This is a genomic window from Streptomyces sp. NBC_01381, from assembly GCF_026340305.1.
Lineage (GTDB): Bacteria > Actinomycetota > Actinomycetes > Streptomycetales > Streptomycetaceae > Streptomyces.
Genome location: NZ_JAPEPI010000004.1, coordinates 260913 through 274046, shown reverse-complemented (window position 1 = coordinate 274046; position 13134 = coordinate 260913). Strand labels below are relative to the sequence as shown.

At 71.3% G+C, this 13134-nt stretch carries 11 protein-coding genes; 4 read left to right on the top strand and 7 right to left on the bottom strand.

The window, feature by feature from the left end:
* Positions 1 to 135 precede the first annotated feature (135 nt).
* Genes OG453_RS42480 through OG453_RS42455 form a run of 6 tightly spaced genes read right to left on the bottom strand, consistent with a single transcriptional unit; the run spans position 136 to position 7570 of the window.
* On the bottom strand, positions 136 to 1980 hold the full coding sequence (locus OG453_RS42480; RefSeq protein ID WP_266874144.1) for a gamma-glutamyltransferase family protein: 1845 nt from the start codon (positions 1978 to 1980) through the stop codon (positions 136 to 138).
* 11 nt (positions 1981 to 1991) lie between these two features.
* A complete protein-coding gene (locus OG453_RS42475) occupies positions 1992 to 3050 on the bottom strand; it encodes an ABC transporter ATP-binding protein (RefSeq protein WP_266874143.1) in 1059 nt (352 codons plus the stop codon).
* A complete protein-coding gene (locus OG453_RS42470; protein ID WP_266874142.1) occupies positions 3047 to 4072 on the bottom strand; it encodes an ABC transporter ATP-binding protein in 1026 nt (341 codons plus the stop codon). Before OG453_RS42470 ends, OG453_RS42475 begins: the two co-directional genes overlap by 4 nt.
* Complete coding sequence (locus tag OG453_RS42465; protein ID WP_266874141.1) at positions 4069 to 4953, bottom strand: ABC transporter permease; 885 nt, start codon at positions 4951 to 4953, stop codon at positions 4069 to 4071. The genes OG453_RS42470 and OG453_RS42465 overlap by 4 nt, the downstream gene beginning before the upstream one ends.
* Entirely contained in the window at positions 4950 to 5903 is a 954-nt protein-coding gene (locus OG453_RS42460; protein WP_323178752.1) for an ABC transporter permease, read from the bottom strand. The genes OG453_RS42465 and OG453_RS42460 overlap by 4 nt, the downstream gene beginning before the upstream one ends.
* 56 nt (positions 5904 to 5959) lie before the next feature.
* Positions 5960 to 7570 carry an ABC transporter substrate-binding protein gene (locus OG453_RS42455; protein ID WP_266874139.1) on the bottom strand — a complete coding sequence of 537 codons (1611 nt, stop codon included), beginning with the start codon at positions 7568 to 7570 and terminating at the stop codon, positions 5960 to 5962.
* Between the two features lie 280 nt (positions 7571 to 7850).
* Between OG453_RS42455 and OG453_RS42450 the strand changes: the two genes are divergently transcribed.
* From OG453_RS42450 to OG453_RS42440, 3 genes are all read left to right on the top strand, one after another.
* The gene (locus OG453_RS42450; RefSeq protein ID WP_266874138.1) at positions 7851 to 8264 is read left to right on the top strand and encodes a VOC family protein; all 414 of its coding nucleotides are present in this window, start codon (positions 7851 to 7853) and stop codon (positions 8262 to 8264) included.
* Between the two features lie 130 nt (positions 8265 to 8394).
* The gene (locus tag OG453_RS42445) at positions 8395 to 9921 is read left to right on the top strand and encodes an MFS transporter (protein WP_266874137.1); all 1527 of its coding nucleotides are present in this window, start codon (positions 8395 to 8397) and stop codon (positions 9919 to 9921) included.
* 33 nt (positions 9922 to 9954) lie between these two features.
* Complete coding sequence (locus OG453_RS42440; RefSeq protein WP_266874136.1) at positions 9955 to 11472, top strand: MFS transporter; 1518 nt, start codon at positions 9955 to 9957, stop codon at positions 11470 to 11472.
* A gap of 36 nt (positions 11473 to 11508) precedes the next feature.
* On the opposite strand, the gene OG453_RS42435 is transcribed toward OG453_RS42440, so the two are convergent.
* Complete coding sequence (locus OG453_RS42435; RefSeq protein WP_266874135.1) at positions 11509 to 11985, bottom strand: GNAT family N-acetyltransferase; 477 nt, start codon at positions 11983 to 11985, stop codon at positions 11509 to 11511.
* 201 nt (positions 11986 to 12186) lie between these two features.
* On the opposite strand from OG453_RS42435, the gene hemC reads away from it, so the two are divergent.
* The gene (gene hemC / locus OG453_RS42430) at positions 12187 to 13122 is read left to right on the top strand and encodes a hydroxymethylbilane synthase (protein WP_266874134.1); all 936 of its coding nucleotides are present in this window, start codon (positions 12187 to 12189) and stop codon (positions 13120 to 13122) included.
* Positions 13123 to 13134: the final 12 nt, after the last annotated feature.

Here is a 13134-nt window from a genome sequence, read left to right as displayed (position 1 = left end):
CGCTACGCCCCGTACCCGGCCGAGCCACAGGGATCCTCGGATCGGCTTCTGCCGGGTTCGCGCCGTTGCCGACCGCGGGTCGTGGTCCGTCCTCGCACAGTTCCCCGCGCCCCTTCGGGGCGCTCTCCGGGTTCTCTACCGCCCCACGGCGTACCCCTGCATCCCCCGCGGGTTGGCCGCCGCCGAGAGCACCCCGGTCCGCGGGTCACGTGCCACCGCGCACAGCCGGCCCTCCGACCAGGGCTCGCCGACCGTCACGTCGTGGCCGCGCCGGCGCAGCTCCTCGATGACCGCCTCGTCCATGCGGGACTCGACCGTGACGCTTCCCGGGCGCATGCCGCGCGGGTAGAAGGAGCCGGGGAAGCTGTCGTTGTGCCAGTTCGGGGCGTCGATGGCGCCCTGGAGGTCGAGGCCGCCGCGTACGGAGTCGCGCAGCGCCACCGCCAGGAAGAAGTGCACCTGCCACTGGTCCTGCTGGTCGCCGCCCGGCGTACCGAAGGCCATGACCGGTATGCCGTCCTTGAGTGCGAGGGACGGGGTGAGGGTGGTGCGCGGACGGCGGCCCGGCGTGAGGGAGTTGGGCAGGCCCTCCTCCAGCCACGCCATCTGGAGGCGGGTGCCGAGCGGGAAGCCCAGTTCGGGGACGACCGGGTTGGACTGCAGCCAGCCGCCGCTCGGCGTGGCCGCGACCATGTTGCCCCAGCGGTCGACGATGTCCAGGTGGCAGGTGTCGCCGCGGGTGGCGCCGTCCGCCGAGACGTCCGGTTCGCCCTGCAGGGGCGAGGCGACGGTCGGCTCACCGGCGCCCGCTCCGGAAAGGCCAAGGGCGTCGAAGCCTTCCCCTCCCTCAGCCACGGAGCGCGCGTGGGCCGAGATCTTCGCGGTACGGCCGCCGGGGCTTCCGGGGCGCAGTTCGTACGAGGCCTTCTCGCCGATGAGCTTCCGCCGCTCCTCGTTGTACGCGGGGGACAGCAGGTCGGCGACGGGCGCCGTGTCGGGGCCGAACGCGTCGCCGTACCAGGCCTCGCGGTCGGCCATGGCGAGCTTGCAGCCCTCGATGAGCAGATGGACGTAGTCGGCCGAGCCGTAGGCGGGCAGGTCCGCGCGCTCGGCGGGGAGCAGGGCCAGCTGCTGGAGGAAGGCCGGGCCCTGGCTCCAGCCGGCCGCCTTGCACAGGGTCCAGCCGTTCCAGTCGTACGTCGCCGGGGCCTCGTACGTCGCTTCCCAACCGGCGAGGTCGGCGGCCGTCAGCGTTCCGGTGTGCCGGGATCCGCTGGTGTCCATCGTGGGGCGGGCCGCCTGGCGGATCAGCGCCTGGCCGATGAACCCTTCGCTCCAGATCTTCCGCGCGGCCTCGATCTGCTCGGTGCGCGTGCCGTCGCCCGCCTCCTCGATCAGGCGGCGCCAGGTCGCGGCGAGCGCGGGGTTGCGCAGGAGTTCGCCGGGGCGCGGGGCGTGGCCGCCTGGCAGGTAGACCTCGGCCGACGACGGCCACTCGGTCTCGAAGAGCTCGCGCACCGTCTCGACGGTCTCGCCGACGCGCTCCACGGGCGCGTGCCCGTCATCGGCGTACCCGATGGCGTACTTGAGGACATCGGCGAGGGACTTGGTGCCGTGGTCGCGCAGGAGCACCATCCACGCGTCGAAGGCGCCCGGCACGGCGGCAGCAAGGGGTCCCGTGCCCGGTACGAGGTCCAGGCCGAGCGAGCGGTAGTGCTCGACGGTCGCTCCGGCGGGCGCGACGCCCTGCCCGCACAGGACCCGCACCTCTCCCCCGGCGGGCGCCAGGATGATCGGCACCTCGCCCGCCGGGCCGTTGAGGTGCGGCTCGACGACGTGCAGGACGAAGCCCGCGGCGACCGCGGCGTCGTAGGCGTTGCCGCCGTCCTCCAGGACGGCCATCGCGGACTGGGAGGCGAGCCAGTGGGTGGAGGACACCATGCCGAAGGTGCCTTGGAGGGTCGGCCGGGTGGTGAACAAGGGGGCTGCTCCTAGCGTGCGGTGCGGGTACCGGGGATCGTACGGAGGGTCTGGGCGGCGGCCGCGTCCGGAGCCGTGCCGTCGTCGGCGACGAGGTGGCAGGAAACCTGGCGGCGGCCGTCTCCCGGGAGTTCGCGCAGTTCGGGGACCTCGACGCGGCAGCGGTCGACGGCCAGCGGGCAGCGCGTGTGGAAACGGCAGCCCGGCGGCGGCGCGAGCGGGCTCGGCAGTTCGCCGCTGAGGACGATGCGCTCGCGGGTGCGCTGGAGGGCCGGGTCGGGCACGGGCGCGGCGGAAAGGAGCGCCTGCGTGTAGGGGTGCTTGGGGTCGGCGAACAGCTCGGCGGTCGGCGCCTGTTCGACGATCTGGCCGAGGTACATGACCGCGATGCGGTCGGCGAGGAACTCCACGGCGGCCAGGTCGTGGGTGATGAACAGACACCCGAAGCCGCGGTCCCGCTGCAGGTCGGCCAGGAGGTTGAGGACGGAGGCCTGGACGGAGACGTCGAGGGCGGAGGTGGGTTCGTCGGCCACCAGGAGATCGGGGTCGACGGAGAGCGCGCGGGCGATGGAGATACGTTGCCGCTGCCCGCCGGAGAGTTCGTGCGGATGCCGGTCGGCGTGCTCGGGGCGCAGGCCGACCTGACCGAGGAGTTCGGCGACGCGCGCGCGTGCCGCGTCGCCCTTGGCGATGCCGTGCAGGCGCAGGGGTTCGGCGATGATCTGCCCGACGGTCATGCGGGGGTCGAGCGAGGAGGAGGGGTCCTGGAAGACGAGGTGGAAGTCTTTGCGCAGGGGCCGCAGGGCGCGCCGCGAGAGGCGGGTCACGTCGGTCCCGTTGATGCGGACCGTTCCGCCGGAGGGCTCGTCGAGGCGTACGGCGCACCGGCCCACCGTCGACTTGCCGCTCCCCGACTCCCCTACGAGTCCCAGGACTTCGCCCTTGCCGACGGTGAGCGTCACGCCGTCGGCGGCGCGCACGATGCCGCCGTGTCCCGTGAAGTGCCGTTCCAGGTCGCGCAGTTCGAGCACCGGCGCCGCGTCGCTGTCGCGCGTCTGGGTGGGGATCACTGGCCGGCCTCCTGGGTGGTGGGCGTGAGCGCGGGGGCGTCCTGCGGGTGCCAGCAGGCCGCCCGGTGCGCGGCATCGGCCCCGGCGTGCAGGGAGACCGCCTTGAAGGCGGGCCGGCCCGCCGTGCACTGGTCGTCGGCGTGCGCACAGCGCGGGGCGAAGGTGCAGGCGTCGGGCTGTGCGTCGAGGCTCGGCACCAGGCCGGGGATCTCGGGCAGCCGGCGCTTGCCCTCGCCGCCGGGGCGGAGGACCGCGCCCAGCAGACCGCGGGTGTACGGGTGGCGCGGCTCGGCGAACAGCTCGTCCACCGGGGCCTGTTCGACGGGGCGGCCCGCGTACATGACCAGGACCCGGTCGGCGGTGTCGGCCACCACGCCCAGGTCGTGGGTGATCAGCACGATCGCGGTGCCGAGCCGTTCCCGCAGGGACTGCAGGACTTCAAGGATGCCCGCCTGGACGGTGACGTCGAGCGCGGTGGTCGGCTCGTCGGCGATCAGTACGGACGGGTCGCAGGCGACCGCGATGGCGATCATGACGCGTTGCCGCATCCCGCCGCTGAGCTGATGCGGGTACTCGTCGACGCGCTGGGCGGGAGCCGGGATGCCCACCAGGTCGAGGAGTTCGACGACGCGCGGGCGTGCCTCCTTCTTCGACAGGCCCTGGTGGCGCCGGAGCACCTCGCCGATCTGCCGGCCGATGGTCAGGACCGGGTTCAGTGAGGTCATCGGCTCCTGGAAGATCATCGCGATGTCCTTGCCGCGGACCCGCCCGAGCTCCTTCTCGCTCGCTCCGGCGATCTCGGTGCCGCCGAGTCTGATCGACCCGTCGATGTGCGCGGTGGGCGGCAGGAGGCCCATCACGGCCATCGCGGTGACGGACTTGCCGCACCCCGACTCGCCGACGACCGCGAGCACTTCGCCCGGTGCGACGTCGTACGAGAGATGGTCGACGGCGTGCACGGTGCGGGTGTCGGAGCGGAAAGAGACCGACAGATCGCGCACGCTCAGTACCGGGTTGGTCATCGGGTGGCTCCTCGGGGGTCGAGGACGTCCCGCAGGCCGTCGCCGAGCAGATTGAACGCCAACGTGGCCGCGACGACGGCGAGTCCGGGGAAGACCGCCATCCACGGCGCGGGCGCGAGGAAGGACTGGGCGCCGGAGAGCATCACGCCGAGCGACGCGTCCGGTGGCTGCACACCGAGGCCCAGAAAGCTGAGCAGCGCCTCGCCGATGATCGCGGCGGGGATGCCGACGGTCGCCTGGACGGTCAGCGCTGAGGTGGCGTTGGGCAGGATGTGCCGGAAGAGCACGGTGGCGTCGCCGCCTCCGTTGGCGACGGCTGCCGCCACATAGTCGACGTGCCGCAGCCGCAGCGTCTCGGCGCGGGTGATGCGGATGACGGCCGGGATCTGCGAGATGCCGATCGCGATGGTCGCGTTGGTGAGCGAGGGGCCGAGCACCGCGGCGAGTCCGACTGCGAGCACCAGGAAGGGGAAGGCCAGCATCGTGTCGGTGAGCCGCGAGACGACGCTGTCGGTGAACTTGCCGTAGTAGCCGGCGAGCAGCCCCAGCGGTACGCCGACGACGAACGCGAGGGCCACCGCCAACACACCCACCTGCATGGACGCCCGTGCCCCGTACACGACGCGGGAGAGCTGGTCGCGGCCGAGGTCGTCGGTGCCGAGCCAGTGCGACCAGCCGGGCGCGGCAAGGGCGTTGGCGAAGTCGGGGCGCGCGGGATCGTACGGCGCGATGAGCGGCGCGAAGAGCGCCGCGAGGACGAAGACCGCGGCGATGATGCCGCCGGTCATGGCGAGCCGGTTCTTGCGCAGGGCGCGCAGTTTGCCGCTGCGCGCGCTCGCGGAACGTATCCGCCCGAGCGTGGTGAGCACCGCTGTCGTCACCTGGCACCTCCGAGCCGGATGCGCGGGTCGATGACCGAATACGCCACGTCGACCAGCAGGTTGATGAGGATGTACGCGGCGGATGTGCAGAGCACCACGCCTTGCAGGGTCGCGTAGTCGCGGGTGAAGACGGCGTCGATGGTGAGCTTGCCGAAGCCGGGCAGGACGAAGATCTGCTCGGTGACGACGGCGCCCGAGATGAGGTGGCCGAGCTGGAGGCCGAGCACGGTCACGACCGTGACCAGGGAGTTCCGCAGTGCGTGCCCGCCGATGACCTCGCGCCGGGAGAGGCCCTTGGCGCGTGCGGTGCGTACGTAGTCGGCGGAGAGCGAATCGAGCATCGCCGCCCGCGTCTGGCGCATCACGACGGCCGCGAGACCCGAGCCGAGGACGATCGAGGGGAGCACCATGCGGCGCAGATTGTCGAGCGGGTCGGTGGTGAACGGGACGTATCCGGAGGCCGAGAAGACCGGCAGGGCGATGGCGAATCCGAGGACGAGGACGATGCCGAGCCAGAAGGTGGGGACGGAAAGGCCCAACAGGGCAAGGGCGTTGGCCAGCCACTCCTCCGGCTTGCCGCGCCGCACGGCGGCGACGATGCCCGCCCCGATGCCGAGCGTGACAGCCAACAGCAGGGAAAGCGCGGCCAGTTCGAGGGTGATGGGCAGCGCCGCGGTGATCGCGTCGGCGACGGGCAGGCCGGTGCGCGATGAGGTCCCGAGGTCGCCGGTGACGGCGTGGCCGATGAACCGCCCGTACTGGACGACGATGTTGTCGTCGAGGCCGTAGCTCTCCCGGATCGCGGCGAGCGCCTTGGGGCTGCGCTCCTCACCGGCGAGAGCGAGCGCCGGGTCGCCGGGCAGCGCGCGGATGCCGGCGAAGACGACCATGCTGACCAGGACGAGGGTGATGAGGGACTGCCGGATCCGGGTGAGCAGATAGGACGTCATGGGGCTCAGGCGCACCGGCCTCGGGCGGGCGGCAGCCAGGCGCAGCGGGATCAGGCTCATCGGGTGTACCCCGCAGCCGTGACGCGGACCAGGCCGTCTCCGTAGACGCGGACGCCCGCGACGTCCTTGCGGGTGACGACGTAGTTCTTCTGTCGGTAGAGGTAGACGAGTCCGCGCCGCTCAGTGGCGAGCTCGGTCAACTCCTCGTATATTCGCGCGCGTTCGTCCGGGTCGGCCTCGGAGCGGCCACGTTCGACCAGTCGGTCGATGGCCGGGTCGGAGAGCCCGTAGGCGTTCATCGCGCCGCGCGTCTGCAGGAAACTGGCGATGTTGCCGTCCGGGTCGAGCCGCCCCGACCAGCCGCTGGTGAAGGCGTCGTAGTCCCCGGAGTCGGTCTCTTCCAGCATCGTGGCGTACTCGGTCGGACGCAGCGTGACGGCGAAGCCCGCTTCCTTGGTCATGGCCTGCAAGACCTGTCCGAGGCGGCTGTGCTCGGGCGTCGTGGACACCTTCAACTCGATGCGGACCGGGGTCTTCACCCCGGCCTCGTCGAGCAGCCGCCTGGCCTTGGCGACGTCCCGCTTGGGGCAGGCGGACGCCTTGACGCCGGGTGCGATGGCCGACTCGGGCGAGACGGGGCCGCAGGCGGGTTCGTACATGCCCTGGAAGACGACCTTGTTGATCAGTTCGCGGTCGATGGCCAGCTCGAAGGCCTCACGGACCTTCGGCTCGCGCGCGAGGGGTGTGTCGATGCGGCCCGGCTTCTCCCCGAGCCCCTTGACGTTTCCCACGTTGAGGCCGATGCCCTGGTAGCCGAGCGAGGGCGAGTTGAAGAGCTGGAGACCGGGCTCGGTCAGCGCGCTGCGCACGTCGACGGGCGTCATCTGGTCGCCGACCTGGATGTCGCCGGACCGCAGATTGGCCAGGCGGACGTTGCCGTCGGGTATCGGCTTGTAGATCACCTTGTCGAGGTGGACCCGGTCGGCCGCGTAGTAGTTCGGGTCCTTGGCGAGCACGATGCGGTCGCCGCCGACGCGTTCCACGTACTTGAACGGGCCTACGCAGGAAGGGTGGTTGGTGAAGTTCTTGCCGTACTTCTTGAGCGCGGTGGGCGACATCACCATGCCGGAGCGGTCCGCGAGGACGGCGGTGAGCGGGACGTAGGCCTGCTTGAGCGTGAGCTTCACCGTGTACGTCCCGGTCGCCTCCACCCGTGCGAGCGGGGCGAGTTCGGTGGCGCGCGCCGAGCCGGCGAGGTCGCGGTGGCGCAGCAGCGAGGTGACGGCGGCGGCCGCGTCGAGGCGCGTGCCGTCACTGAACTTCAGGCCCTTGCGCAGGGCGAAGGTGACGGTGCGGCCGTCCTTCGACGTCTTGGGCAGGCCCCTGGCCAGCTGCGGGATCACGGTCCCGTGCTCGTCGATGTCGTAGAGCTTCTCGCACATTCCGGCGAAGACGGTGCGGCCCACGAGGGTCTGCGCGAGGGTCGGATCGAGCTTGTCCGGGTCGGCGTTGAGGGCGACGGTGAGGGTGCCGCCGTCGCGCACGGGACGGTCGTCGGTCATGCGCTCACCGCCGACCTCGGTGGCCGAGGACTGCAAGGAGCCGCAGCCCGCCGTCAGGGACATCACCAGGGCAACTGCCGTAAGGACAACCGCTTTTCGGCGCACGGGTGGGTACCTCCGCCAGGGTGGTTCCGGGCTGATCGCGGACGATCAAGGAATACCGCAGAACGTATTTCGCATACAGTCCGCACACAAGAGGCCCGCTCGGATGACGGCCCAGATTTGATGAAGATTGAATGACCGAACGCGACAATCCGTGCCCGGTGCTCCCGGATCCGTGCCCGACCCCTGCCGGATCCTTGCCCGGTCGCTCCGGCGGGCCGTTGCCAGTGCGCCGCGCTACTCTCCGCGCAACTGACCGTTTACCCCGATCCGGGAGGTTTTCATGGGTTCGCGCCTCAACCCGTACATCAGCTTCGACGGCGATGCACGCCAGGCGATGGAGTTCTACAAGGAGGTCTTCGGCGGCGACCTCTCGCTCAACACCTTCGGCGAATCCGGCCAGCAGGGCACCCCGCACGCCGAGCAGATCATGCACGCCATGCTGGAGGCGCCCAACGGCTTCACCCTGATGGCCGCCGACACCCCGCCCGGCATGCAGCACAACCCGGGCACCAACTTCTCGGTGAGCCTCAGCGGCGACGACGAAACCGAACTGCGCGGCTACTGGGACAAGCTCTCCGCCGGCGGCACCGTGGCCGTGCCGATGGAGAAGCAGATGTGGGGCGACGTCTTCGGCATGTGTACGGACCGTTTCGGTATCCCCTGGATGGTCAACATCAGCGAGCCGGAGAGCTGAACGACAGAGCGCGAGCGGCGGCGGGGCCGACCCCGCCGCCGCACCCGTACGCCCAGGTCGCGGGCCCGCACCAGCACGCCTACCGTGTGACGGGGGTGTCTTGCGCGACGGGGGCGTCTGGAGGCAACCGATGGACCGCTCGCCCATGCCGGAACCCTTCGAGACCACACAGTCGGCAGGATCCCCACCCGACTCCACGCCCCACATCAGCGGCGGACGGCACGAGCACCGCTGGCTGATCCTCGGGGTCGTCGGGATAGCCCAGCTCATGGTGGTCCTCGACGCGACGATCGTGAACATCGCCCTGCCATCGGCGCAGCAGGACCTCGGGTTCAGCGACGGCAACCGCCAGTGGATCGTCACCGCGTACGCACTCGCCTTCGGCAGCCTGCTGCTCCTCGGCGGTCGCATAGCCGACCTGGTGGGCCGCAAGGCCGTCTTCCTCGCCGGACTCGCCGGATTCGCACTGGCCTCGGCCCTCGGCGGCGCGGCGACGAGCTTCACCATGCTGGTCGTGGCCCGCGCCCTCCAGGGCGTGTTCGGCGCGCTGCTCGCACCCGCCGCACTGTCCCTGCTCACCACGACGTTCACGGACCCCAAGGAGCGGGCGAAGGCGTTCGGCATCTACGGCGCCATCGCGGGCGCGGGCGGCGCGGTCGGCCTGCTGCTCGGCGGCGTGCTGACCGAGTATCTGGACTGGCGCTGGTGCCTCTACGTGAACCTGATCTTCGCGGCGGTCGCGATGCTGGGCGGCGCCCGGCTGCTGCACGGCGGCAGGCCCGCCGACCGGCCGAAACTCGACGTCCCCGGCACACTGCTGGTCTCCGCGGGCCTCTTCTGCATCGTCTACGGCTTCTCGAACGCCGAGACGCACGCCTGGAGCGACGTCGACACCTGGGGGTTCCTGGTCGTCGGCGCCGTCCTCGTGGCCGCCTTCGCCTGGTGGCAGACGCGGGCCGAGCATCCGCTGCTTCCGCTGCGGGTGGTGCTCGACCGGGACCGCGGGGCGTCGTTCCTCGCCATGTTCATCTCGGGCGCCGGCATGTTCGGCGTGTTCCTGTTCCTGACGTACTACCTCCAGCAGATCCTCGGCTACACCCCCGTCAAGACCGGTCTCGCGTTCCTGCCGATGGTCGCCGTGATGGTGGTGGTCTCGGTCGTCACGACCAACTCGCTCGTGCCACGGTTCGGCGCGAAACCGATCGTGCCGCTCGGCATGGGTCTCGCGGCGGCCTCGATGGCCTGGTTCACCGCCCTCGACGTGAGCAGCGGATACGGCGCGCACGTCCTTCCGCCGCTGCTCGTCGCCGGTCTCGGCCTCGGCCTGGTCTTCGCCCCTGCGATGAGCATGGCGACCGCCGGTGTCGCGGCGCACGACGCGGGTGTCGCGTCGGCGATGGTCAACACCAGCCAGCAGGTGGGCGGTTCGATCGGCACGGCCCTGCTCAACTCGCTCGCCACCAGCGCCGCGGCCAACTACCTCGTGGGCAAGGACCCGACGCCTCAGGTGGAGGCCCAAGCGGCGATGGAGAGCTACTCGACCGCGTACTGGTGGTCGGCTCTCTTCTTCGCCGTCGGCCTCGTCGTTACGGTCGTGCTCTACCGCCGCGGTGCTCCCGTCCATTCCGAAGCGAGCGGCGGCGCGGTGCACATGTAGGAACGCGGTGCACATGTAGGAGAGGGCGAGGCGATGGCGTCCACATCGGAGGCTTCGGCGACGGACAGTGCCGACGGCGGTGTCGCACTGGCGTCGCCACGGGGCCGCTGGGTGCTCGCCTGCGCCGTACTCGCATCGGGCATGGCGATGCTCGACGGCACGGTGGTCAATGTCGCCCTGCCCACCCTCGGCCGCGACCTCGACACCTCGATCGCCTCGCTGCAGTGGGTCGTCAACGCCTACATGCTCACCCTCTCGTCGCTGCTGCTCCTGGGTGGAGCGCTCGGCGACCGCATCGGCCGGCGGCGCACCCTGGTCATCGGCATCGTGTGGTTCGCCCTCGCATCCGCGCTCTGCGGGCTCGCGCCGAACGCGGGGATGCTCATCGCCGCCCGCGCGCTCCAGGGCATCGGCGGAGCACTGCTCACGCCGGGCTCGCTGGCCCTGGTGCGTACGTCGTTCCGCCCGCAGGACCAGGCACGCGCGGTGGGCGCGTGGTCGGGGCTCGGCGGCGTCGCGGGGGCCATCGGACCGTTCCTTGGCGGCTGGCTGATCGACGGTCCCGGCTGGCGCTGGATCTTCCTGATCAATGTGCCGCTCGCCGCGCTCGTGCTCGTCGCGGCACGCCATGTCCCCGAGAGCCGCGACGAGGGCGCCGCGGACAAGCCGTTCGACGTTACGGGGGCGTGCCTGGCCGCGCTGTTCCTCGCGGGCATCAGCTTCTCGCTGATCGGGGCGTCGGGAGACTCCTCGGCGGCGGCCCTGCTTCCGGGCCTGCTCGGCCTGGTGGCGGGCGTCGTCTTCGTCCTGGTCGAGCACCGCTGCAAGGACCCCATGCTGCCGCTCTCGCTCTTCCGCTCCCGCCTGTTCAGCGCGGCGAACATCATGACGCTCTGTCTGTACGCGGCCATCGGCGGGCTCCTGTTCATGCTGCCGGTGCAGTTGCAGACGACGCTGGGCTACGACGCCCTGGAGGCGGGCACGGCGACACTGCCCATCACCGTCCTGATGCTGCTGCTCTCGGCGGCCGCCGGTGATCTCTCGCGGCGGGTCGGCCCCACGCTGCCGCTGGTCGCGGGCCCGCTCATCGCGGCCGCCGGGGCGCTCCTGATGCTGAGGATCGAGCCGGGTGCCTCGTACGTCACCTCCGTCCTGCCCGCGGTCGTCGTCCTCGGCCTGGGGATGAGCATCTTCGTCGCCCCGCTCACCGCGACCGTCCTCGCCTCGGTGGACGCGAGCCGCGCGGGCCTTGCCAGCGGGGTCAACAACACCGCGGCGCGGGTCGCGCAGATGCTCGTCGTGGCCGCCCTGCCCCTCGCGGTCGGCCTGTCCGGCACGGCGTACGCGGATCCGGCCGCGCTCGACACCGCGTTCGGCAAGGCGGCCGTGGGCTGCGCGGGACTCTTCGTCCTCGCGGCGGCGGCAGCGGCGGTCTTCATCCGCCCTAGCCCCGCTGCCTGGCACGAGGATCCGGGCAACACACCGCGGTGCAAGTCCCATCTCGGGGTCGGCGCACCGCCGTTGGAGCCTGGGAAGGACTGCGCGGGGTGAGGTCCCTCAGGGCGGAGGCCCTCAGAACGGAGACTCTCAGAGCGGGGATTCGACCTCACGTACGAAAAGAGTGACCGTCACGCTCTCCTTGAAGCCGTTGCGCCGCATGAGCGCGGCGGAGGCGGTGTTGCGCGCGGCGACATCGGTCACGACGGCGGTGGCACCGGCGGCGGTCAGCGTCGCGCAGCAGGCCTGTACGAGATGGCTGGCGACGCCCTGCCCCTGATAGTCCGGCGCGCTGGCGATCCACTCCAGGTTCCCCCAGTCCGCCCGCTGCTCGAAGCCCATGGAGCCGAGGACGAACCCGGCGAGACGCTCACCGTCGAGCGCCACCCAGCAGGCCGAGGCGTCGGCGTCCATGTGCCCGGCGATGGCCGAGAGCGACCAGGACGTGTACGGCTTCACCGTGGTGTCGTACAACTCCCGGCCGAGGGCGAGGACGTCGACCAGATGGGTGGGCGCCATCGGTTCCAGGACGATCGGGGACCGCTGGTGACCGGCGGGGGCGGACATGGGACCTCCCAGGTGGCTGACGCCGCGGACGGCACGACGGCCTGACGCCGGGCGCAGGCTGCTTCCACGCTATGAGGCCCACGGGCCCGGCGCATGCCGAGCCGGCGGCGGCTCGGGCACCGCCGGAGCCGCGCTCGAACCGGCATCGAGGTGACCAGCCCTTGTCCCGGCGGCTGTTGGGCAGGGCCTATCGTTATACACATGTCCGCTCCTGAGCTGATCCGCATCGTCTCCCGTTCCTCGCCCATGGCGCTCGCCCAGGTGGAGCGCGTCCGCGCCGAACTGGCCGTGCTGCACCCGGGGATCCGTACCGAAGTCGTGCCGGTCACGACGTCCGGTGACCGCTGGATGGGGGACCTCGCGAAGCTCGGCGGCAAGGGCGCGTTCACCAAGGAGGTCGACGCGGCGCTGCTCGCCGGTGAGGCGGACCTCGCGGTGCACTGCGTCAAGGACGTGCCCGCGGACCGGCCGCTGCCCGCGGGCACCACGTTCGCCGCTTTCCTCAAACGGGACGACATCCGTGACGCGCTCATCCACCCCGGTGGGCTGACCCTGGACGAGCTGCCCGCGGGAACCCGCATCGGCACGTCCTCCGTCCGGCGCATCGCCCAACTCGCGGCTTCCCACCCGGAGTTGGAGTGCGTACCGATGCGCGGGAACGCGGGGCGCCGGATGGAGAAGCTGGCCGCGGGCGACGCGGACGCGCTACTGCTCGCCGTGTCCGGCCTCGAACGCATCGACCGGATGGACGTGGCGACCGAGGTCCTCTCGGTGGAGACGATGTGCCCGCCGATCGGCGCCGGGATCCTGGCGCTCCAGTGCCGCGAGGAGGACACGGAGACGATCGACGTCGTGTCCGGCCTCGGTGACCCCGACGCATGGCGGGAGGCGACCGCCGAGCGGATGTTCCTGCACGTCCTGCAGGGGCACTGCAACTCCCCCATCGCCGGGTACGCCCGCTGCGAGCCGAGCGGCGACCTGTCGCTGCGCGCCAGCGTGTTCACCCCTGACGGCAAGACGGTCCTGAACGCCCACGAGTGGGCAGGACGGCTCGACCCGGCGACGCTCGGCACGTCCGTGGCGGTGACGCTGCTGCGCCAGGGCGCGCGCGAGCTCATCGACTCGATCGCGCACTGACGGCCGAATACT